Here is a 21,041-nt window from a genome sequence, read left to right as displayed (position 1 = left end):
CCACGTTGGCTACTCTTACTCGGGGAAAATCGAGACCTTAGGCTCGATTTTTAGGCATGAGATTCGCTTCGCGAAGCTGCTGCCGTCCCTTGCTACAACAGACAAAGTCTCCTTGCTAACGAACTCTCGTTAAATCACGTCAAATTAAAAAGACTTTTCGTCGTAGCACGAGTACTAGAAGCTACTCTAGCTTCTAGTACAAGGAAAATTTGAGACCTTAGGCTCAAATTTTAGCCAAGAGACAGCTTCGCTGGCTACTGGCGTCCTATGCTACAACAGACAAAGTCTTAATTTAATACTAGTATCCTTTTTTGACCTTCCCATTCCAAGCGTCATATCCATTTTTCAAAATGAAAATATTAGAATAACCTTTACGTTTCAAACGATACGCTGCTCTTCCAGAAATTGTCATCCCTTGCTCATATAAATAAATCGGTTGATCCTTTCTTAATTCAAACATACGATCTTTAAATTGAGAATAAGGAATATTTCTAGCACCTAAAATATGACCAGCTCTAAACTCATCCTTTTCTCGCAAATCAATTAATTGACCATGACGTAAGTCTTTACTAAATTCCGTTACATCTAAAGTTTCAGCTGCACTACGACGCATCCAAAATAATACTGCAATATACGCAACATATACTGCTAAAATACTCCAAACAATCCAAAATAACATACAATACTACCTCTCTGATTAAGATTTTCCAATTAATACTAATGAAGCGGCTCCAATAACCCCAGCATCATTACCTAATTCAGCTAAAGCTAAAACAGTTGATTCTTTAATTGGTGGGAAAACATTTTTCTCAAATTCTTCACGAACACCTTTTAATAAAAATTCACCAGCAGCACTCACGCCACCACCAATGACAATTCTTGAAGGATTTAAAATATTCGCAATATGAGAACATGCTACACCTAAATATTCTGAGAAATGACGAATCACGATTAACGCTAATTTATCCTCTTCTTTTGCCAAATCAAAAACATCTTTAGCAGTGACTTGTTGCCCGTCATCAATTCTTGCTTTCAATTCAGAATCTCCAGCATATTGTTCTGCATAACGACGAGTTAAGTTAACAATACCTGTTGCACTTGCTACAGTTTCTAAACAACCTTTCTTGCCGCATGTACAAGAGATTGGATCTTCAAAATCAACTGCAATATGACCTAGTTCGCCACCAGCACCACTAAACCCATGAATTAATTGGTTACCGGCAATTACTCCACCACCAACACCAGTTCCTAGTGTTACAAAAACAACATCTGGTTCATTATTTCCTGCGCCAACCCATTTTTCACCTAGGGCAGCCACATTCGCATCATTATCAATATAAAATGATAAACCTAATTCTGATTCAATTTGTTGTTTAATTGGTTGTAATGTTTTCCAGTTTAAATTATACGCACCAATAACAGTTCCTTCTTGGCGATTCACAACACCAGGAGATCCCATCCCAATTCCTAAAAAGTCATCTTTTGTTAAGCCTAACAGCGTTAGTTTATGTTTAATTGATTGAATAATATCTGGAACAATATGGCTTCCTTCATCTAAAATATTTGTTGGAATAGACCATTTTTCTTGAATTTCACCATTTTGTGTTAAAATAGCAAATTTAATTGAGGTTCCTCCTAAATCAATCCCGATAATTTTTTTATTCATATTCTTCACCTCATAAAACGTATTCATTTTATTTATAGTATATCAGTTAGTATACAGTTTTCATAGCATTTCTTTTCCTATTTCAATTCCGATTTTAAACAATACAATAGCAATCAAAATGTAAATAATCGCAAATAGTAGTCTTTCATACATTTTAGTCACTCGGTCTCCTCTAAATGAAATAACTGAAGATATGACATAACCTCCTACTAATCCACCAATATGACCCCAAAGATCTATAGTACTTGAAAATAAGCTTGTTATTAAATTCATCACTAATAATGCCATATATTGCATTCCTAATTCTCTAAAGGCATAAATGTAACGATGTCTTGTTGATAAATAGAGCATCAATCCAAATAAACCAAACAATGAAGTACTTGCCCCCGCTGATATATGCTGAGCATTAAAAGCAAAACTGGCAAGATTTCCCATAATACCACTTAATAAGTAAATGACTAAAAATCTTCCATGACCAACGATACTTTCTAATTGATTTCCAAAGAAATAAAGAAATAAACTATTCATCGCAAAATGCTCAAGACCAATATGTAAAAATATCGGTGTGATAAAACGCCAATATTCATGAAGTAAAATAATAAATGCATTAGCTCTTGCACCATAATAAACTAAAATTCCTGGATTCGTTGAACCACCCTTTAATGTCATTATGATAAACATAATAATTTGTATGAGTAAAAATAAATTAGAAAACGTTAAATTTTGTAAAATCGTTCTTTTATATCTCTCTTTTTTCCAATAATTCATTTGAATGAATCACTCCTTCTTTTGTAATAAGAATTTGAACCGTTTGATCAAATACTTCCACATTCCAAACAGCTTCTTCATAAACTTGTTCCTGATAAGCTAAACTAATGGTAGAAAAGTTCTGTTGTTCTATGAAACGATCATAATAACCTCCACCAAATCCTAATCGTTCTCCTTTTTTAGAATAAGCCAATCCTGGAACAATGACTAAATCAATTTGCTCTTCATCAACCCAAATTGGTTGAATCGGCTCTTCTACTCCAAAGGAATTTTTTTGAAACTGTGTCTTTTCATCCCAAAATGCAAATTTCATTTGTCGATGCGGTAAAGTTACTGGAACTACAATTTTTTTATTCATTTTTCGAGCTAACTTTACAACTTTTTCCAATGAAAACTCGATAGGCATTGATTTCGTTAATGCAATGATTTTTGCTTCTTTCCATTCAGGAAGATTTTTTAAATAGTCTAATATCAATTCCTCTTGAGGATTTCTTTTTTCAGTAGATAATTTCAATAAATTTTCTTTTGCCTTTTTTCTAGCATCTACTTTATCCATTTTTACAATTTCCATTATTTTTTACCTTTATCTTTCTTCGTCAAAGGTAAAGTAATTTTAAAAATGGAACCATGATTTAATAAAGTCGTGACAGAAATTTCTCCATCATAACTTTCTATCAATTCCTTAGCAATGGATAATCCTAAACCATTACCGCCTCTTTCTCTTGAACGAGCTTTATCTACACGATAAAATCTTGAGAAAACTTTTTTTCGGTCTTCCTCCGTCATTCCCATTCCAAAATCTTGAACAGCAATTTCTACATGCTCTTCCCCTTTTGATAAACTTAAAATAATTTCTTTTCGATCAAGAGAATATTTCACAGCATTATCCATTAAAATAATGACTACTTGTTCTAAATGATTTAAATAAATAGGAATCCATAAATCGCGCTTTAAATCATCATCAAATGTAAATGTAAATTCAGGATATAAGACTCTGAAATTATGCACCACTTGCTTGGCAACTTCAGTAACATTCGTTGTAGCATCTTTATATTGTTCCCTCACTTGAGGTGCACGAGATAAATCAAGCATTTCTTGTACTAATGTTTTCATTCTTTGCAACTCTACTAGTGAAGCTTGTAGAGATTCTTCTAAAACTTCCGGATCATCTTTTCCCCATCGGTTTAAGAGTTTTAAATGTCCTTCTACAATCGCTACAGGTGTTCTTAATTCATGAGAAACATCTTCTACGAAATGTTTTTGTTGTTCAATATAAAAACTAATCTTATCTAATAATTCATTAAAATGTTCTGAAACAATTGCAAATTCATCGTTCTTTTCTGAAACTTTAATTCGTTTCGTTGAGATATTTTCTTCACTAATGGATGAAATGATTTCTTGAATTTTTTTAATCGGTTTTGTCATTTGATTCGATAGTAAATATCCTAAAATAATCGCAATAATTGCTGACACAAAAAGAATCGATAAAGCTAATTGATTCAACTCATCTTTTAATTGTTTTAAATTATCTAATCGGTTTGTAATCGATAAATACCCTATTAAAACTCTTGATTTATTAGAAATGATAGGCATAGAAGTTTGAAAAATCGTTTGTCCATTTTTTAACTTTTTAACCTGAGTCTTAGCTTCATTTCCAATAACTTCTCCATCATTCCAAGATTGTGTTCTAAAAATCTCTTTTCGATTTGTTCCATAAACTTGTACATTGAACTGCTGATCATTAATATAAAATTTCTTTTGATAAACACTATCTTTATCTTTTTGATAACTATTATTTTGATTTAATGTAGCAACAATATTAGCTGAAGTAAGTGGAGCTTCGTATTCAGATAATTTTTCGCTTAATTGTTCTCTATATTTTTCCGTTAGAGCTATTTTTTGATTTTGATAATATTGGAGTTCGAATCCCAAAAATCCAACAGTCACCATTGTTAATAGTAAAAAAATAGTGGTCGAAATAATCAACCACCATTTTTTCCCAACGGAAGTTTCTTCATGTTTTACTTTCATGATATCCTCCATTTAGACTTGATTAACGACGCATTACATAACCTGTTCCACGAACCGTTTGAATATAACTTTCACGTCCTGGAATATCAATTTTATTTCTTAAATAACGAATATATACATCAATAACATTTGTTTCAACTTCCATCTTATATCCCCATACTTGGTTTAATAAAACTTCTCGAGAAAGAACAACATTAATATTTTCCATCAACATTAATAGTAATTCATATTCTCTCTTCGTTAAATCAATTAATTCCCCATTACGACGCACTGTACGATTTTCTTTTTCAATGACTAAATCTCGATATTCTAAAATCGTTTGTTTTTGAACACGTGCTTCTTCCTCGATACTTAATCGTCTAAATAACGCACGAATTCTCGCTAAGATTTCCTCGATTTCAAACGGTTTGACAACATAGTCATCTGCTCCTTGATCTAATCCTGTTACTCGATCCATTACAGAATCTCTAGCTGTCATAATAATAATTGGTGTTTTCTTAACTTGACTTAATCGGCGGACTACTTCTAATCCATTTAATTCTGGTAACATTAAATCTAATAAAATAACATCCCAATCTTCATCTGTTGCTGCTTGTAAACCACTTCGTCCATCAAAACAAATTTTTGTTTCATATCCTTCATGTTGTAATTCTAATTCTACAAATCGTGCTAAATTTTTTTCGTCTTCAATAATTAAGATTCTTTGATTCATTGACATGGATACACCTCACCCTAATATTTTATAACATTCATTGTTATCATAACATATTCTTCAGTTTCATTATAGCCCTTCCAATAAAAAAACACCATCTTAACGAATTTCTTAATTTTTTAACCGAAGTAAATAATATAATTAGTTTAAGGTATTGAATCATATAAATTTTTCATAAAAAAAGGAGAATGAACTATTCAACTTCATTCTCCCTTCTATAACTATTCTTCATCTAATAAATTTGTTTGACCTAAATCTTCAACTTCTTGAGAAATAACTTCTCCACCAATATTATAGTGAGCGCGAATTTTTTGTGTTAAAACATCAACAATTTCAGGATGTTCTGTTAAGTATTTCTTCGCATTTTCACGGCCTTGTCCAATCTTTTCATCATTATAGGCATACCAAGCACCGCTCTTCTTCACTAAATCTAAATCAGAAGCCATATCTAAAATTTCTCCAATTTGAGAAATTCCTTCTCCATACATAATATCCACTTCAGCTGTTTTAAATGGTGGCGCAACTTTATTTTTCACTACTTTAATTTTAGTGTGATTTCCTAAAATTTCTGCTCCATTTTTAATTTGATCACTACGACGAACATCTAAACGAATACTTGCATAGAATTTTAATGCACGACCACCAGGTGTTGTTTCTGGATTACCGAACATAATCCCAACTTTTTCACGTAATTGGTTAATAAAGATTGCAATTGTTTTCGTACGGTTAATTGTTCCTGATAATTTACGAAGTGCTTGAGACATTAAACGAGCTTGAAGCCCCACATGAGATTGTCCCATATCTCCTTCAATTTCTGCACGTGGCACTAATGCAGCTACTGAGTCGACAATTACGATATCAACTGCACCTGAAGCCACTAATGCATCTGCAATTCCTAATCCTTGTTCACCAGTATCTGGTTGAGATAATAATAATTCTTCAATATTAACGCCTAATGCTCTTGCATATTCTGGATCTAAAGCATGCTCCGCATCAATAAATGCTGCTACTCCACCACGTTTTTGTACTTCCGCTACCGCATGTAAAGCAACTGTTGTTTTACCACTTGATTCAGGACCGAAAATTTCAATAATTCTTCCTTTAGGGTATCCACCTGCTCCTAATGCAATATCTAATGCTAATGAACCCGAAGAAACAGTCTGAACTTGCGAATCAGCTTTTTCTCCTAATTTCATTACTGCACCTTTACCATAACTTTTTTCAATTTTTTTCAACGCATCATCTAATGCACGTTGACGATTTTCTTGATCTGCCATGTTAAACCTCCATGTCCTCTTAATTCATCCTTATCATACACTATACTTCATACTGAAAGCAAGAAAAACGAACATTTGTTCTGTTATTTTTTTAATAAATATTTTCTTAGCTCATTAAGTCCGTATTGTACCGCAAATTCACGGTTTCCATTACGATTTCTTGCTAAATGTAATTCTATTGTTTTCGTTTCTAATCCATCTGCTAATGAAACAAATACAGTTCCTACTTCTTTTTCTTCCATTGGTGATGGACCCGCTATTCCTGTAAAGGAAATTCCAAGATCACTACCAAATATTTTGCGTACATTTTCTGCCATAGCTTCGGCACACTCAGCACTGACCATTCCATATTTTTCTAATATTTCTTGAGAAACTTGTAATTGATTTTTCTTGATAGATTCTTGATAAGCAACACAAGAACCTAATACATACTGTGAACTTCCTTCAACAGAAATTAATGTTGAAGCAAAGAGTCCTCCTGTTAAACTTTCTGCAGAAGCGATACTTAATCCACTATTTTTTAATAATTCACTTGTAATGGATAATAGTGTTTCATATTCTCCATATCCATAAAAATATTCACGTTCAACGGACAATATTTTTGCTTCTAATTCATCTAATAGCTGTTCACACTCTACTTTTGTATCCCCATTTGCGGTTAATCGAAGAACGACTTCATACATTCCTGCGTATGGAGCAATTGTTGGATTCGTTTGTTCTTCAATTAATTGTTCTAAATCAGTGACTAATCTAGATTCTCCGATTCCGAAGAAACGTAAATATCTAGATACAAAAGTTCCTTCATTTGACACTTTTTCTTTTAAATATGGAATCGCCTCTTTTTCAAGCATCATTTTTAATTCACTTGGAGGACCTGGTAAAACAATGAAAGTATTTTTATCTGTTTCTACTGCTCCACCAATCGCTAACCCATTATGATTTTTAAAAACTGTTTCCCCTTCAAAAGCCAATGCTTGAAGTCGGTTATTAGGGCTCATTGGACGATGAGATTGCTTATGGAAACGAATAATTTTATCCATTGCTTCTTCATCTTCTACTAATTCTCTTTGAACAAATTTCGCTAAAACTTGTTTTGTAATATCATCTGTTGTAGGACCTAATCCACCACTTAAAATAATTAAATCACTACGACTACTAGCTAGTTGAATACTTTCAAACATTCTTTCTGGATTATCTCCAACAGTTTGTTGGTAATAAGTTGGAATAGACAACTTTGCTAATTCTCTAGCAATAGTTGCACTATTTGTATTAATCACTTGTCCCATTAATAATTCTGTACCGACTGTAATAATTTCTGCTTTCATACTTTCTACTCCTCATTTATAAAAAACAAAAGGCTGGGTAAATCCCAGCCTCCACCATTAAACAGAAAATGAATCTGCAAAAACATGTTTATTTTTTATAAAGTAATCTACTCCTGAATATACTGTTGCAACTAAACACACATATAGCAAAATCGTACCAATTGAAAACGCCAATCCTTTTACTGGAAAATCATCAATCAATAAAAAGATAATCGCTAACATTTGTGTTGCTGTTTTAACTTTTCCAGGCCATGCTGCCGCAAGTACTTCACCATCATTCACTAATAATAAACGAAGCCCTGTTACAGCTAATTCTCTACATACAATCACTGCTACAATCCACATTGGAATGACACCGGCCCCTACTAATGTAATAAAAGCCGTCATCACTAATAATTTATCTGCTAAAGGATCGGCAAATTTACCAAAATTTGTAATTAAGTGATATTTTCTAGCTAAATAGCCATCTAAAAAATCGGTAATACTTGCAATCGTAAAAATAATCATTGCTAATAACCAACTAACACTTAAATTTGAATGAAGAACACTCACCATTCCTAAAGCATCTTTTGGAAAACACATAATTAGCAAGAACAATGGAATCATTACAATTCGAGCAATAGTTAATCGATTGGCAATATTCATCCTATTTCCTCTATTCCACTGTAATGTAAATGGCTGTAGCACTTACTCCATCAGGAATTTGAATTTCTTGTCCTGCTAAAGTAATGGTACCAACAGGTGTATATCCAAAGTTTAAAACAATGGAATTTGTTCCTTCAGGAATTGATCCTACTAATTGTTGTCCTGTTGTAGGAGCTCCATCAGCTACTACTCTTTGATTTGCAGTAATTCTTGCCCATAATTGTGTTCTTGCACGGTTTGTTACTACTAAGTTAGCAGGAAATTCAGCTAATTTTGCTGTGTAATATAATGAATTCCCATTTGCATATAAATAACGAATCGATGTTTCTTTTGATTCTTTTGTAGTAGTTGTTGATTGTGTTGTTTCTGCAACTGTTGTCTCTTCTGCTTTCTCAGCAGTTGTAGTATTTTGAGCCGTTACAGTAGTTGCAACTGCTGCTGGCTTCGGTGTTGAACGTTTATTCAATAATGATTGTGCAATCGCAAATACAATCGCAACAGCTAACATTCCTAATAAAATTGTAGGTAAATAATTTTTAAATTGTCCCCAAGCTTTTGTGACAGAAGTTTGTGCCTCTCTATTATTGGATAAACGACTTGAGATAAATTTTTTATCTGCCAATACAGATTCTTCCTCTGGAATTCCTCCAGGATTTTTTGGAGTTTCTAATTCGAATTCTTCTAACAAACGAACACCATCTACTCCAACTGTTTCTGCTACTTGTTTAATAAATGCACGAGTATAAAAGTCTCCAGGCATTAAATCGAAATCATTTTCTTCGATTGCAATTAAATATTTTTTTTGAATTTTTGTGATTTGTTGCAAGTCATCTAAAGTATATCCTTTTAACTGACGAGCACGTTTTAAGATTTCTCCAATTGTTTGTTCCATTTAACCACCAACTTTTCATATTATCATGAAAAGTATACCATAGATTGCATATGAAACAAACTCATTCACTGTGTTTTTTCGTTAACTTTCTTCTCATTAAATACAAGATAAACTTTTTCAGAACGAGTAGAACCATTTTTTAAATGAGCACTTAATTCAAAAACTTTACTTTTTTCATCCCATTTAATTTCTACATTTCCAGTCGAAAAGTCTATTCTCGTTGGAAAAATCATTTCATTATCTTTTACTTCTAAATGACTCTCTAAATTTTGAGTTGTTAATTCTAACATTATTTTCAGTCGATACGTATCACGGAGTAAACGATACTGATTCGCATTTGCGACTCTAATTTGATAGAAAGCAACCGTAACTAAACTTGTAATAAATAGTAAAGCTAAGAAAGGAACTACTAAACTAGCTTTTATCTTTTGATGCTTTATTAAATTTTTTATCATGAGAGTCCTCCTTTTTATGAACTTCTTTACTCGAAGTGGATTCCTCTTTTTGAATGACTTCTTTTTCAACTGAAATAACACGATTCCCTGGAATAAAATATGTTTCAAATTTTTCGTTATTTCGTAAGATTCCTTTCAGACGTACTCCATCTTTTTCACTATGAAGAAGCATCTTTTCATATCCTATTAATACATAATGTGTTCCACCATTTTTTTCAATCCATAGTCTAGCTTTCTTATCACCCGTCTCTGGTTCAGCTCTAAATCTAAAGCTTCCCTTATTTGTAAGACCATCACCAAAAAACTCTACATCATAATAATTTTTAGTTTTTATGAATCCTTGTAGATGAGTATCTACTTGTGTCGCCATTAAATGCCACTCTATATAATTAGGAACTTCCAATTTATTTTGCACTTTTAATAATACTTGATAAACTCCACTAATTAGTAGAATACTAACTGCAAAAATCGCTAATGCCATTAATTGTTCAATTAGTAGAAACGCTGACTTTTTTGCTTGAATCCATTCTTTCAATTTGAACCACCTCCTCCTGATCACAAGAAATGCGCACAGAAGTTACTGGAGTTTTTGAATTGATTTTTTTCAAATGAATGACTTCTTTAGTTTTATGAGTGTTTTTATTTGAAGCATTTGTATCACCTATTTTTGATGTAGAAGTTGTAGAGCTAGTTTTATCTTTTTTATAGCTTACTGGAAGTCTACTTTCATGTAACTTCATTAATTGATTCGAGTATTCATTTAAAACACATTTATGCTGCTGTTCTCTTTTTACGGAATCACCTAATACAAATGAAAGTAATAATACTGTTAAAGTGGCAATCATTAAAGCTAGGAGAGCTTCTACAAAGGCATATGCTTTAATTTTTTGAAACTTTAACATAATATCTACCTCCTCCAAACCTGAAAATATATTCATAACTATATTTTTTACCTTTAAATGTAATAGTTTGTACTTTATTATAAGTCGTTAAATTACCCGTTTCATTTTTAAAACTAATTGTATTCATACCAGATATATATATACTAGGAGGTATTTCTCTGGTAGCATTTAAACCTTCATTTCCAAAACATATTAAAGAATACGTGTTTTGCTTCTTATCATTAATCACTAAACTTGAAGATTTCCCAGTCGCTTGCGCACTAGCCTGTACCAATTTCAAATCATTCTCAAACTGCTTAATAAACACTCTTTCTTGATACGTTTCTCCAAAATCCACTATAGCAGGAGGAACTAGCCATAATAATATAATTAGAATACTAAATGAAACGAGTAGCTCTACGAGAGTAAATGCATGAGACTTCATCATCATTCCTCCAATCTTTAATTATTGAGGAGGTGTTTGACCATTTTCGATTGCCTTATTATACGCTTTTAATTGTTCCTGAGTAATATAACCAGCTTTTTCTAACGCTTGAGCATCCGGTTTCTTTTCTTCATGCTTATCTAATTGGTACAATTCTTGTTGGTTTGCAATCACTTTTACAATTGCAGCATCCGATTTCTTTTGTGCCTCTTCTCTTTGTTTAGCAATATTTGGAATAATGAGTAACATCATCAGCCCAATAATAAATAGACAAATGAGTAATTCAATTAATGTAAAAGCTTTTTTCTTTTTGAGTAATTTTTTCATCTTAATTTCCTCCAATCATTGTTAACGTTGGTAACATTAAAATAATGTACATTGACATAATCATGAGCCCAATTCCAACAAATAGAACTGGCTGAACAAGCATAATTTTCTTTTCCAGTGTTCCTTTAAAATCTTCAAATGAATTTTTGGAAAATTGTCGTAATTTAATGTCTAATTGGTGAGTTAGTTCTCCTTGTACAATTAGTAAAATAAGTGGTTGTTGAAATAACTTCAATTGATCAATCGCAACTGCAAATGAAATTCCTTTTTGCATTTCACTTTCAATAAATTCAGCAATAGCCTTTGTTAATGGACTTGTACCTGCTTGTTTCATCTGTTCAATCATTTGCAGCAATGACTGTCCATTTCCTAAAAAATAGGCAAATTCTCTAGCATATAAAAATGTGTAATATTGACGAACTATGCTTCCTACAATGGGTAGATGAATTAATAAGCGTAGACGTCTCAAAATTGTTTTATTTTTCCAATATACATATACTATACCTGCTACAATCCCTATAAACAGACTGACTCCTAAAACAATCCAAGGTAAATAAACAAAACCGTTCCATATCAAATAAAGCATCATATGGTCTTTAATACTCTCTACTTGAACCATCGATTGTAGCTGCCCTAAAAGTAAATAACGAATTGCAGCAACCATACAAACTAAAAACACAATTAAAATACATGGATACATTAATACTTGGCGTAATTTTTTTAATTGTTGATCCTTTTGAGCTAAATATTGTCCAATCGTTCGACAAGATAGTGCAAAAGAACCTGTCGACATGGATAAGTATATTTGCGAACAAATCGAATCAGCATAGCCTACAAGATGTAAAGCTTCATCAAATCTCTCACCCATCAATAATTGTTCCATCATTTTACTAATCACATGTTCTTGTTTTGGAATGAGTAATTTAGCAAATGCCAATGTTTCCTGTAAAGTGAATCCCTCTTCTAATAATTCTCCTACTTGGGTTAAAAACAAAGCCTGTGTTTTGTTAGACCATTTCTTAATAGATTTTGTAGGCTTCGAAACTTTCTTTTGAAATATATCCAAGCGCATAAGCTTTCCTCAACTTTCTATTAAAAGGATGTAACAGTGGATTCAAAAATTCTTCTTCTTGAATTAAATGCTGCAATGAAATTCCGTATGCAATATCAAATAAAGTAGCCTTTTTCTTTGAAAGAGGAATATGATTACAATGAAAGCAACAATGACTCTGACAAAGAGAACAATATCTCGGTACTAAACGTTGTGCCACTACTGCAACTAATGTTTGCCTTAATAAATCTTTTGTAATGCCTAACTCCTCTAATCTTGAAATAACTCCTTTACAATCTTTTGCATGAACTGTCGCTAACATTAAATGTCCTGTTAAGGCCCCGCGAATAACCATTTTTGCAGTCATTTCATCACGAATTTCTCCGATTAGCATCATATCAGGATGATGTCTTAGTGAACTTTTGATTAGTAATTCATACGTAATTCCTGCTTTTTCATTAATTTCTGTTTGTAAAAATAAAGGTTCACTCATTTCAACTGGCTCTTCCATTGTGATAACTTGTAAATTTGTATCACTAACACGATTTCTTAACAGGTGATACATTGTTGTCGTTTTTCCGGAGCTGACAGGCCCTGAAAATAATATTAGCCCACTCTTGTAATGCAACATTGTTTGAAGAAGCTCAATATCTTTTGAAAAATAGGTGGATACTTCTCCAGATTTTTTCTCATCCATCGACAAATGTAATAAACGAATCACAACGGACGTTTGCATTTTAAAGTTTGTAATCACTGATAACCGTAATTCAATACTTGTTCCATTTGTTAATTCATATTTCATTGCACCACTTTGTGGTCTACGCTTTTCCCCTACATCCATTCCAGACCGATACTTTACAAAAGTAATCCACCGATTAGCGGTATCCGAATCAATAGTCTTTAGTAAGGATAATTGCTCTCCATCTCGTAAATAAAAACGATACTCCTCACCAAAAGGCAGTAAATGAATGTCATCAATGCGGAATTGGAGTGCTGCTAATAAAATTTCATTCGTTAGCTCCTCCATTTTTCTCCCTCCTTTATTAAAAATTGACTAGTCACTCTATATATACGCAAAAAAGTCGAGAAAATATTTTTTTCTCGACTTTTTTTGTTATTTTTTTAAAAATCCTAATAATGCTCCAAAAATTCCACCTAAACTATCTAAAACCACATCTTGAACTAATGGAGTTCTTCCAGGAGTTAATCCTTGGTGAAATTCATCTGTAATGGCATATAAAACAGTAATAAAAATCGCAATCATTAAACTCCAACCACGATTTTTCAAATGAATTTTTAGTCCTTTAGACCAATGATATCCGATAAAATAATAAACTAAGAAATGAGCTCCCTTGCGAATAAAAAATTCAAGAAATTGAGCATATCCTAAACTTGGAATACTAATCACTTTTCCAGCATAAGTAAAATGAATTTTCGATAACATCTCTGAAAAAGGTTGAAATGGTAAAATTGTCTGTATATTTGAAACAAGTGATTGATCATGATAAGGCATCGAAGAACTATAAAATATAATCCCCATTAATATAATTGCAATAATAATCGATACTGTTCCTCTAGTGGTTCTTGTCATAGAATCCCTCCTATTTACTAGAATAAATTCATTATTGGCTACCATATATAAATTGTCAAGAGATTTTAGAAAAACAAAAACTCTTACTATAACATCAGAGTTACAATAAGAGTTTTACTTTACGATTAGGCTTGAACTGGTAATTCTTCTCCAATCGCTGCTAAACGTTCCATTACTTCAGCAGGAGTTAATCCTTTAGCTGCTACATAACGGTTTCTTGGGTGAACACGGCATTCATGGCTACATCCACCAATATATTTTGCTTCATTTTCTTCTGAAGTTAAAATTTGACGGTTACATTCTGGGTTTGCACAGTTTACATAACGCTCACATGGAGTGCCATCGAACCAATCTTTTCCGATTACAACAGGATTTACATGGTTAATATCAACTGCAATACGTTCATCGAAAACGTACATTTTCCCATCCCATAATTCGCCTTGTACTTCTGGGTCTTTACCATAAGTCGCAATACCACCGTGTAATTGACCTACATCTTTATACCCTTCACGAACCATCCATCCTGAGAATTTCTCACAACGAACGCCTCCTGTACAATATACTACGACACGTTTGTCCATGAATTTTTCTTTATTATCACGAACCCATTGTGGCAATTCACGGAAGTTACGAATATCTGGACGAATTGCTCCACGGAAATGACCTAAATCATATTCATAATCATTACGTGTATCTAAAACAACTGTATTTTCATCTAATAAAGCTTCTTTGAATTCTTTAGGAGATAAATAAGCTCCAGTTGTTTCTAAAGGATTAATGTCATTATCGAAATCATTGTCTTCTAATCCTAAATGAACGATTTCTTTCTTATAACGAACAAACATTTTTTTGAAAGCTTGTTCATCTTCTTCGTCAATTTTGAACCATAAATCTTCCATTCCTGGTAAAGAATGAACGTAGTCCATATATTTTTGAGTTGTTTCATAATCTCCTGAAACAGTTCCATTAATTCCTTCATCAGCAACTAAAATACGTCCTTTTAGTCCGATTGATTTACAAAATTCCAAATGATCTGCAGCAAATTGTGCTCCATTTTCGATTGGTACATATTTATAGTACAATAGTACTCGAATTTTTTTTGACATAAACTACCTCCAAAGTAATTTCTTAATGAGTACTTATTATATCATCTGCACAAATCAATATCAAAGAAACTGCTTGGCATCAATGGTTAGATAGAATTTTCACAAACTTTATTTGTAATCTGAAATTTTTTTGGCTCTTCAATTGGACTTTTATGTTTTCCAATCCATTTTTCCATCCAAACAATATGATACCAACGATCAAATTTATACCCGCAACGTTTAAATTCTCCTACTAAGCGATACCCCATATGTTCATGATATTGCACACTATTATTCGTTAAATATTCATCTTCCACTTCAGGAGTTGCAATACAAGCATAAACATTTTGATAGCCTAATTCTTGTAATTTTCTTTCCATTAGTTGGTATAATTTTTTCCCATATCCTTTTTTCTGTTGTCCTTGTTTTAAATAAATACTAATTTCAGCAGACCAAGAAAAAGCTTTTCGACTCGCAAAAGGACCTGAATAAGCATATCCTAACACTTCTCCCTCTTCTTCTACTACATAATAGGGATACTTCTCAAGAGTCGTTTGGATTCTTCTTTCAAATTCTTCCACACTTGGAACATCATATTCAAAAGTAATCGCTGTTTTTTCTACATAATATCGATAAATTTCTACTAATGCTGCTGCATCTTCTATTGTTGCTACTCTAATTGTCATTCAAAATTCCCTTCATCTTACCATTCCTATTTTTATCGTAGTATACCACAGCTTCATTCTTGACAAAAATTTTTTTCTCTCTTAGGCTATGCTTATAGAACTTGAAAGGATGAATTTTATGAAATATTTTTTAACAAGTAGTGCAAGTATTCCTGAATCTTATAAAGTCAATACTGCAAATGGTTTTATCGAAAACTTAAAAAATGCACTTGGAAAAACCACGATTAAAACCTTATATATTTCATCTGACCCAGATGCATATGAATTAACAGATGATTTTTCTTCTTATACAAAATTAGGATTTGAAGAAGTTGGACTTCATTTTGATCCTTTTATTATTTTTGATCATCGTCAAACAGTAGATGTTCAAGAATATTTAAACGAAGTAGATTTAGTTATTTTATCAGGTGGTCATGTCCCTACACAAAATCAATTTTTCCAAGAAATTCAATTAGCTGAAAAAATTCAAATCTTTAAAGGCGTCGTTATTGGCATTAGTGCTGGAACGATGAATGCAGCAGAGACGGTTTACGCTCATCCAGAATTAGAAGGTGAAAGTGTCGATTCAGACTATCAAAGATTTCTAAAAGGTTTAGGATTAACAACGAAACAAGTGATTCCTCATTTTAATTTTTTAAAACACGAGTATTTAGATGGAAAACATGTCCTTAAAGAAATCGCTACAGAAGATAGCGTGAATCAAGAATTTTACATTTTCCCAGATGGAACTTATATTTATGGGCATGATGGAATAGAAGAATTATACGGAGAAGCATATCTATTAAGGGATAAAATTTTCAAAAAAATTAATACAAATGATCAGATTATTTCCCTTTAATTTGACTGTAGCATTTTAAGACGACTTCGGTCATCTTTTTTGTCATAAAAAAACACTCCATCGAAAATCGATGGAGTGAGACTTGTTGAATCTTTTGATTAACGACGTAAACCTAAACGGTTGATTAACTCACGGTAACGTTGGATATCTTTGTTACGTAAGTAAGCTAATAAGTTACGACGGTGACCAACTTTTTTCAATAAACCACGGTTTGAGTGGTAGTCTTTTTTGTGTACACGAATATGTTCGTTTAAGTGATTGATTTCGTAAGTAAGTACAGCAATTTGTACTTCTGGTGAACCAGTATCTCCTTCTTTAATCGCGTACTCTTTGATGATTGCGTTTTTTTGTTCTTTAGAAATAGCCATTTCTAAACACCTCTTTCTTATATTATTCCTTCTACTGAGTAAAACGTTGGTGAATCGTAAAACTCGGTACAAGGTCTGTGTTAAAACACACTAATAGATTAACGTAACTCTATCAAAAAATCAAGTAATTTGATAAGTTTATTATTGAACTTCTTTATGTGATTTTCTATCGAAGTATACATGATTTGGTAACATTGCTTGTCCACCCATTAATTCATCAATTGAACCAATCGCATATCCTTCCTGTTGTAAGAAATCTAATAATCTTGGTAAAGCTTCAACTGTTTCTGGATGAATATCATGCATTAAAATAATCGAACCATTATATGTTCCTTCTCTTACTTCTTGAAGAATACTATTCACATTACGGCTCTTCCAATCTAATGTATCCACAGACCAATTTAAAATCGCAATTCCTGCTTGCTCTGCAACCATACGGTCAAATCCACCATATGGTGGTCTTAAAGTGGTTGGACGAATTCCTCCAGTAGCATCTCCAATTAATTTTTGAGTATCTGCTACTTGTTGATGAACACCTTCAGGAGTTAATGTTGTTAATAATGGATGGCTGTATGAGTGATTTCCTACTTGATGGCCTTGTTCCACAATTTGTTTAATAATATCTTCATTACCCGGAACATGTTTTCCCATAATATAGAATGTTGCATGAACTCCATATCGTTTTAAAATATCTAAAACTTTCGGAGTCAACTCACTACTTGGACCATCATCAAAACTAATTGCCACACGTTTTTCATTTAAACGTTCCTCTAATTGATTTTTCCAATTTTCATAAGCCTCTTTTTGTGATTCTGGGATACGATCACTTTTTAAAATTGGAAATAGTTCTTGAAACGCAAATGAAATTTGAGTTAAGTTTTCTCCGTTACTAGTTTGAATAGGTTCTTTTAAGTTGAATCTAAATCCATTTTGAATAATGGAAGCATCCAAGTTTTTCCAATTTTCGTAAGCAAATTCTTGTAACAATTGGTTAGTCTGTTCTTCAGATAAAGATTGTTCCTTAGCTACATTCATCGCTTTTTTAACAAAATGATTCGTAACTTCTAAATCATTAATAAATAATTCACTGATAACAGCTGTCCCAGATTTTTCTTTACCTTCTAATTGATGCCCTAATTCATCATAAGCTACCTGTTCCAATCCTTTTTTAGTTTCTTGGTAAACAGATTGATAATAATAAACATCTTTGATTCCATTTAAAACATGTGATTGATACACCTTTAAATATACCCAAGTACGTTTTGATTCATCTTTATATTGTTCTTGTGCTTTTTCTAATAAAACATCTAATTCCTTTTGAATAGGTTCAACGATTTTTTGGTCAACAGTAGGATATGACACCGTAAATACTGTATTCCCAATAGTTTGAGATTGAACTTCTACAGCTTCATTATACTGCTGTGCATCAGTTGCTTCAGCTTTTCTCATAACAGCTTCATTTCTTCTAATCAAATGATTTTTTGCTAAGCTGCTGACTACGAACCACTCTATCAATACTAAAAATAAAATCAAAATAGCAATTGCAACTATTTGAGGTAGTTCTAATCGTTTTATACCTTTCCAGTCTCTCTTCATATTTCCTCTTCCTAATCTTTACATTTTATGATTTTTGTTGACAATTTGGACAAACTCCAAAAACTTCCATACGATGCCCTAGAACTTTATACCCCGTTAATTCTTCAGCAACTGATTCTACATCTTCCAATAAAGGATAAAATAAATCCTCTACACAACCACATTCTTGACAGACTACATGATAGTGCTTCCCTATATTAAAATCATATCTACTAGCATCATCCCCATATGTTAATTCTAGTAAATATCCCTCATCAGTTAATTTATTCAAATTATTATAAACGGTTGCCATACTAATATTGGGATCTTTCGCAACAATAGCTGTGTAAATATCCTCAGCAGTAGGATGATGCGACTCAGCTAAATAATCTAAAATGGCTATTCTTTGAGTTGTCATTCTTACGCCGTCTTCTCTTAGCTTTTCTTTTAATTGTTTCAGTTCTTTTTCGTGCATAGAACCCCTTCTCTAACTTTAAATATTCGGATAAATTCTTCTATAATAACATCGTTCTGTAACATTGTAACATATTTGTAACATTAATACTAGCGTTAAATTCTATTACTCGTTTAATTATTATAGTAACTTTCATTATACTAATAACTTATCAAACAAGCAAATTGCTCAGCCAAATAATTAAAAATCGATACATAAAAAATGGACATGAATCTAAAATTTTAAATTCATCTGTCCATTTCAATAAATGACAATTTTTTAAACGATATTCTTACTTATGAAAACTTTATTGTACCAAACGATTATACCCCATCGCTTCTCTTAGGGGTGCTGCATCAATCCCTAAAGCCCCCACAATTGTATAAGAAAATTCAAAAGCTGCAGCAGGACCTGATCCCGTAATCACTCGTCCATCTTGATGTACAAAATCTCCTGTATAAGTACCATCATTAATTTGTTTTTCAAATCCAGGATAACAAGTGTAATGACGATTTTTTAATGCACCTGAATTTTCAATCGCAATCGGTGCAGCACAATTAGCTGCGACTAATTTACCTGCATCATAATGACGTTTTACAAACTCTTGTACAGCTTGATGATTTTTCAATAATTTTGCACCTGGCATTCCACCTGGTAAAATTACAATATCATATAACTCATTCATAACCTCTACTAATTCTTTATCTGTTGAAATCGTTAAACTATGTGAACCAGTCGCTACTTTAGCATCTACTCCAACTATATCGACTTCTACTCCTGCACGACGTAAAATATCCATTGGCGCTATTGCCTCAATTTCTTCAAATCCTGTTGTCAATACAATGGCTGCTCTTTTCATTTGAACTCCTCCTTGTTCTTCTTCCTTTCTATTTTACCGATTTTTATTCTTATTTTCAACAGTGGTAGCGTTTCAGTTATCCATTGACAATTCCCTTTTTTCTCAGTATATTGAACTCATTAATTGAAAATATAATCCCTAGGAGGAAACAAATGACTTGGAAAATTATTACAGATTCTGGTTGTGATATCAAACACTTAGAATCTCTACCTGAGCATTGTACTTACATTAATGTTCCTTTAACAATTCATGTAGGTGAGGAAGAATTTATTGATAATGAAGCATTAGAAATTGATCAAATGATGGTAAAAATGTATGCCTATGAAGGAAAAACTTCTTCATCTTGTCCAAGCCCTGAGAGCTATTTACAATCATTTGAAGGTGCCGATAACATTATTGTTGTAACCATTACTGGTACTTTATCTGGAAGCCATAATAGCGCACAATTAGCGAAAAAAATGTACTTAGAAGAACATCCTGAAGCAAACATTGAAATTATCGACAGCTTATCAGCCAGCGGAGAAATGGTATTAATCACACAAGCCATTGCAAACTTCATTAAAGAAGATCCTTCTTTTGAAGTAGTTGTGGAAAAAGCACGTAACTATCATTCAAAAACAAAACTATTATTTGCTCTAGCAAGTGTGGATAATTTAGTAAAAAATGGTCGTCTTAGCAAATTGGTTGGACGTGTTGTTGGATTATTAAATATTCGTATGGTTGGACAAGCTAGTACAGAAGGAACATTAGAGTTACTCCATAAATCACGTGGACAAAAGCGTGCTGTTACTGCCATTTGGGATGAAATGAAGAAAAATCATTACCAAGGTGGACGTGTGGCCATTAGTCATTGCGACAACCCTGAAATTTGCGCCATGATTACAACAGCAATTCATGCTGAATTCCCTAATGCTGATGTTCAAGCTTATCCTACTAGTGGATTATGTAGCTACTATGCTGAACAAGGCGGTATTTTAATGGGATATGAAACTCATTAATAAAACTCTATCCAAAAAAATAAACGACTCCTATCGAACGATAAGAGTCGTGTTTTTTATAATAATTAACTTTTAAAAAAAACCTCAACAAAAGCTTCAGTTGGTTGAATTT

At 32.5% G+C, this 21,041-nt stretch carries 26 protein-coding genes; 2 read left to right on the top strand and 24 right to left on the bottom strand.

The features are described 5' to 3' along the window. Window positions 1-298: 298 nt before the first annotated feature. The 20 genes from RYK07_RS06235 to RYK07_RS06140 all read right to left on the bottom strand — a co-directional run bounded on the left by RYK07_RS06235 (window position 299) and on the right by RYK07_RS06140 (window position 15,837). Window positions 299-679 carry a rhodanese-like domain-containing protein gene (locus RYK07_RS06235; RefSeq protein ID WP_314450278.1) on the bottom strand — a complete coding sequence of 127 codons (381 nt, stop codon included), beginning with the start codon at window positions 677-679 and terminating at the stop codon, window positions 299-301. Between the two features lie 18 nt (window positions 680-697). Then, window positions 698-1,666: an ROK family glucokinase gene (locus tag RYK07_RS06230; protein ID WP_314450280.1), complete on the bottom strand. Its 969-nt coding sequence runs from the start codon at window positions 1,664-1,666 to the stop codon at window positions 698-700. 60 nt (window positions 1,667-1,726) lie between these two features. Next, complete coding sequence (locus RYK07_RS06225; protein WP_314257175.1) at window positions 1,727-2,434, bottom strand: rhomboid family intramembrane serine protease; 708 nt, start codon at window positions 2,432-2,434, stop codon at window positions 1,727-1,729. Beyond that, window positions 2,406-3,005: a 5-formyltetrahydrofolate cyclo-ligase gene (locus tag RYK07_RS06220; protein WP_314852959.1), complete on the bottom strand. Its 600-nt coding sequence runs from the start codon at window positions 3,003-3,005 to the stop codon at window positions 2,406-2,408. Before RYK07_RS06220 ends, RYK07_RS06225 begins: the two co-directional genes overlap by 29 nt. Continuing rightward, window positions 3,005-4,465 (bottom strand): ATP-binding protein, encoded by a 1,461-nt coding sequence (locus RYK07_RS06215; protein ID WP_314852958.1) that lies wholly within the window; start codon window positions 4,463-4,465, stop codon window positions 3,005-3,007. The genes RYK07_RS06220 and RYK07_RS06215 overlap by 1 nt, the downstream gene beginning before the upstream one ends. A 22-nt stretch (window positions 4,466-4,487) precedes the next feature. Continuing rightward, window positions 4,488-5,177, bottom strand: a complete 690-nt coding sequence (locus RYK07_RS06210) for a response regulator transcription factor (RefSeq protein WP_399546481.1) — start codon at window positions 5,175-5,177, stop codon at window positions 4,488-4,490. Window positions 5,178-5,398: 221 nt separating this feature from the next. Beyond that, window positions 5,399-6,454: a recombinase RecA gene (gene recA, locus RYK07_RS06205; protein WP_006702380.1), complete on the bottom strand. Its 1,056-nt coding sequence runs from the start codon at window positions 6,452-6,454 to the stop codon at window positions 5,399-5,401. Window positions 6,455-6,537: 83 nt separating this feature from the next. Then, the gene (locus RYK07_RS06200) at window positions 6,538-7,779 is read right to left on the bottom strand and encodes a competence/damage-inducible protein A (protein WP_314852956.1); all 1,242 of its coding nucleotides are present in this window, start codon (window positions 7,777-7,779) and stop codon (window positions 6,538-6,540) included. A 57-nt stretch (window positions 7,780-7,836) separates the two neighbouring features. Beyond that, entirely contained in the window at window positions 7,837-8,424 is a 588-nt protein-coding gene (gene pgsA / locus RYK07_RS06195) for a CDP-diacylglycerol--glycerol-3-phosphate 3-phosphatidyltransferase (RefSeq protein WP_314852955.1), read from the bottom strand. 10 nt (window positions 8,425-8,434) lie between these two features. Next, window positions 8,435-9,316, bottom strand: coding sequence for a helix-turn-helix domain-containing protein (locus RYK07_RS06190; RefSeq protein ID WP_314852954.1), 882 nt, complete (start codon window positions 9,314-9,316; stop codon window positions 8,435-8,437). A 65-nt stretch (window positions 9,317-9,381) separates the two neighbouring features. After that, window positions 9,382-9,771, bottom strand: coding sequence for a hypothetical protein (locus RYK07_RS06185; protein WP_314852953.1), 390 nt, complete (start codon window positions 9,769-9,771; stop codon window positions 9,382-9,384). Continuing rightward, on the bottom strand, window positions 9,731-10,306 hold the full coding sequence (locus tag RYK07_RS06180; RefSeq protein ID WP_314852952.1) for a hypothetical protein: 576 nt from the start codon (window positions 10,304-10,306) through the stop codon (window positions 9,731-9,733). The genes RYK07_RS06185 and RYK07_RS06180 overlap by 41 nt, the downstream gene beginning before the upstream one ends. Beyond that, complete coding sequence (locus RYK07_RS06175) at window positions 10,260-10,673, bottom strand: hypothetical protein (protein WP_314852950.1); 414 nt, start codon at window positions 10,671-10,673, stop codon at window positions 10,260-10,262. The genes RYK07_RS06180 and RYK07_RS06175 overlap by 47 nt, the downstream gene beginning before the upstream one ends. After that, window positions 10,651-11,097: a competence type IV pilus minor pilin ComGD gene (gene comGD, locus RYK07_RS06170; RefSeq protein ID WP_314852949.1), complete on the bottom strand. Its 447-nt coding sequence runs from the start codon at window positions 11,095-11,097 to the stop codon at window positions 10,651-10,653. Before comGD ends, RYK07_RS06175 begins: the two co-directional genes overlap by 23 nt. A 21-nt stretch (window positions 11,098-11,118) precedes the next feature. Then, window positions 11,119-11,424 (bottom strand): competence type IV pilus major pilin ComGC, encoded by a 306-nt coding sequence (comGC, locus tag RYK07_RS06165; RefSeq protein ID WP_314852947.1) that lies wholly within the window; start codon window positions 11,422-11,424, stop codon window positions 11,119-11,121. Between the two features lies 1 nt (window position 11,425). Beyond that, window positions 11,426-12,490: a competence type IV pilus assembly protein ComGB gene (comGB, locus tag RYK07_RS06160; protein WP_314852946.1), complete on the bottom strand. Its 1,065-nt coding sequence runs from the start codon at window positions 12,488-12,490 to the stop codon at window positions 11,426-11,428. Next, a complete protein-coding gene (gene comGA / locus RYK07_RS06155; protein WP_314852944.1) occupies window positions 12,444-13,502 on the bottom strand; it encodes a competence type IV pilus ATPase ComGA in 1,059 nt (352 codons plus the stop codon). The genes comGB and comGA overlap by 47 nt, the downstream gene beginning before the upstream one ends. 87 nt (window positions 13,503-13,589) lie before the next feature. Then, window positions 13,590-14,066 (bottom strand): VanZ family protein, encoded by a 477-nt coding sequence (locus RYK07_RS06150; RefSeq protein ID WP_314852943.1) that lies wholly within the window; start codon window positions 14,064-14,066, stop codon window positions 13,590-13,592. 125 nt (window positions 14,067-14,191) lie between these two features. Next, entirely contained in the window at window positions 14,192-15,172 is a 981-nt protein-coding gene (locus RYK07_RS06145) for a rhodanese-related sulfurtransferase (protein WP_314852941.1), read from the bottom strand. A gap of 86 nt (window positions 15,173-15,258) precedes the next feature. Continuing rightward, window positions 15,259-15,837, bottom strand: coding sequence for a GNAT family N-acetyltransferase (locus tag RYK07_RS06140; RefSeq protein ID WP_314852939.1), 579 nt, complete (start codon window positions 15,835-15,837; stop codon window positions 15,259-15,261). A 118-nt stretch (window positions 15,838-15,955) separates the two neighbouring features. Here RYK07_RS06140 and RYK07_RS06135 point away from each other — a divergent pair, with 118 nt between their 5' ends. After that, window positions 15,956-16,675 carry a Type 1 glutamine amidotransferase-like domain-containing protein gene (locus RYK07_RS06135; protein WP_314852937.1) on the top strand — a complete coding sequence of 240 codons (720 nt, stop codon included), beginning with the start codon at window positions 15,956-15,958 and terminating at the stop codon, window positions 16,673-16,675. 98 nt (window positions 16,676-16,773) lie between these two features. Here the strand turns inward: RYK07_RS06135 and rpsO are convergent, their stop codons facing one another. From rpsO to RYK07_RS06115, 4 genes are all read right to left on the bottom strand, one after another. Further along, a complete protein-coding gene (gene rpsO / locus RYK07_RS06130) occupies window positions 16,774-17,043 on the bottom strand; it encodes a 30S ribosomal protein S15 (RefSeq protein WP_314113227.1) in 270 nt (89 codons plus the stop codon). Window positions 17,044-17,184: 141 nt separating this feature from the next. After that, window positions 17,185-18,639 carry a polysaccharide deacetylase family protein gene (locus RYK07_RS06125; RefSeq protein ID WP_314852935.1) on the bottom strand — a complete coding sequence of 485 codons (1,455 nt, stop codon included), beginning with the start codon at window positions 18,637-18,639 and terminating at the stop codon, window positions 17,185-17,187. Window positions 18,640-18,664: 25 nt separating this feature from the next. Next, the gene (locus RYK07_RS06120; RefSeq protein WP_314852933.1) at window positions 18,665-19,093 is read right to left on the bottom strand and encodes a Fur family transcriptional regulator; all 429 of its coding nucleotides are present in this window, start codon (window positions 19,091-19,093) and stop codon (window positions 18,665-18,667) included. 286 nt (window positions 19,094-19,379) lie between these two features. Next, window positions 19,380-19,931, bottom strand: a complete 552-nt coding sequence (locus tag RYK07_RS06115) for a DJ-1 family glyoxalase III (RefSeq protein WP_314852932.1) — start codon at window positions 19,929-19,931, stop codon at window positions 19,380-19,382. A 152-nt stretch (window positions 19,932-20,083) separates the two neighbouring features. On the opposite strand from RYK07_RS06115, the gene RYK07_RS06110 reads away from it, so the two are divergent. Next, entirely contained in the window at window positions 20,084-20,929 is an 846-nt protein-coding gene (locus tag RYK07_RS06110; protein WP_314852931.1) for a DegV family protein, read from the top strand. The last annotated feature ends 112 nt before the right edge of the window (window positions 20,930-21,041 follow it).

The sequence above is a fragment of the uncultured Granulicatella sp. genome, assembly GCF_963528315.1.
GTDB lineage: Bacteria > Bacillota > Bacilli > Lactobacillales > Aerococcaceae > Granulicatella.
The sequence above is the reverse complement of the archived record's forward strand: the minus strand, read 5'-3'. Positions and strand labels throughout refer to the sequence as shown.

Bases quoted from the DNA above. Each gene is read 5' to 3' on its own strand.
- pgsA (WP_314852955.1), bottom strand. From the start codon at position 8,424: ATGAATATTGCCAATCGATTAACTATTGCTCGAATTGTAATGATTCCA.
- RYK07_RS06115 (WP_314852932.1), bottom strand. From the start codon at position 19,931: ATGAAAAGAGCAGCCATTGTATTGACAACAGGATTTGAAGAAATTGAG.
- RYK07_RS06145 (WP_314852941.1), bottom strand. From the start codon at position 15,172: ATGTCAAAAAAAATTCGAGTACTATTGTACTATAAATATGTACCAATC.
- comGA (WP_314852944.1), bottom strand. From the start codon at position 13,502: ATGGAGGAGCTAACGAATGAAATTTTATTAGCAGCACTCCAATTCCGC.
- RYK07_RS06235 (WP_314450278.1), bottom strand. From the start codon at position 679: ATGTTATTTTGGATTGTTTGGAGTATTTTAGCAGTATATGTTGCGTAT.
- RYK07_RS06190 (WP_314852954.1), bottom strand. From the start codon at position 9,316: ATGGAACAAACAATTGGAGAAATCTTAAAACGTGCTCGTCAGTTAAAA.
- recA (WP_006702380.1), bottom strand. From the start codon at position 6,454: ATGGCAGATCAAGAAAATCGTCAACGTGCATTAGATGATGCGTTGAAA.
- RYK07_RS06200 (WP_314852956.1), bottom strand. From the start codon at position 7,779: ATGAAAGCAGAAATTATTACAGTCGGTACAGAATTATTAATGGGACAA.
- RYK07_RS06140 (WP_314852939.1), bottom strand. From the start codon at position 15,837: ATGACAATTAGAGTAGCAACAATAGAAGATGCAGCAGCATTAGTAGAA.
- RYK07_RS06210 (WP_399546481.1), bottom strand. From the start codon at position 5,177: ATGAATCAAAGAATCTTAATTATTGAAGACGAAAAAAATTTAGCACGA.
- RYK07_RS06135 (WP_314852937.1), top strand. From the start codon at position 15,956: ATGAAATATTTTTTAACAAGTAGTGCAAGTATTCCTGAATCTTATAAA.
- RYK07_RS06230 (WP_314450280.1), bottom strand. From the start codon at position 1,666: ATGAATAAAAAAATTATCGGGATTGATTTAGGAGGAACCTCAATTAAA.
- RYK07_RS06220 (WP_314852959.1), bottom strand. From the start codon at position 3,005: ATGGAAATTGTAAAAATGGATAAAGTAGATGCTAGAAAAAAGGCAAAA.
- RYK07_RS06185 (WP_314852953.1), bottom strand. From the start codon at position 9,771: ATGATAAAAAATTTAATAAAGCATCAAAAGATAAAAGCTAGTTTAGTA.
- RYK07_RS06110 (WP_314852931.1), top strand. From the start codon at position 20,084: ATGACTTGGAAAATTATTACAGATTCTGGTTGTGATATCAAACACTTA.
- RYK07_RS06150 (WP_314852943.1), bottom strand. From the start codon at position 14,066: ATGACAAGAACCACTAGAGGAACAGTATCGATTATTATTGCAATTATA.
- comGD (WP_314852949.1), bottom strand. From the start codon at position 11,097: ATGAAGTCTCATGCATTTACTCTCGTAGAGCTACTCGTTTCATTTAGT.
- rpsO (WP_314113227.1), bottom strand. From the start codon at position 17,043: ATGGCTATTTCTAAAGAACAAAAAAACGCAATCATCAAAGAGTACGCG.
- RYK07_RS06125 (WP_314852935.1), bottom strand. From the start codon at position 18,639: ATGAAGAGAGACTGGAAAGGTATAAAACGATTAGAACTACCTCAAATA.
- RYK07_RS06175 (WP_314852950.1), bottom strand. From the start codon at position 10,673: ATGTTAAAGTTTCAAAAAATTAAAGCATATGCCTTTGTAGAAGCTCTC.
- RYK07_RS06215 (WP_314852958.1), bottom strand. From the start codon at position 4,465: ATGAAAGTAAAACATGAAGAAACTTCCGTTGGGAAAAAATGGTGGTTG.
- comGC (WP_314852947.1), bottom strand. From the start codon at position 11,424: ATGAAAAAATTACTCAAAAAGAAAAAAGCTTTTACATTAATTGAATTA.
- RYK07_RS06120 (WP_314852933.1), bottom strand. From the start codon at position 19,093: ATGCACGAAAAAGAACTGAAACAATTAAAAGAAAAGCTAAGAGAAGAC.
- RYK07_RS06225 (WP_314257175.1), bottom strand. From the start codon at position 2,434: ATGAATTATTGGAAAAAAGAGAGATATAAAAGAACGATTTTACAAAAT.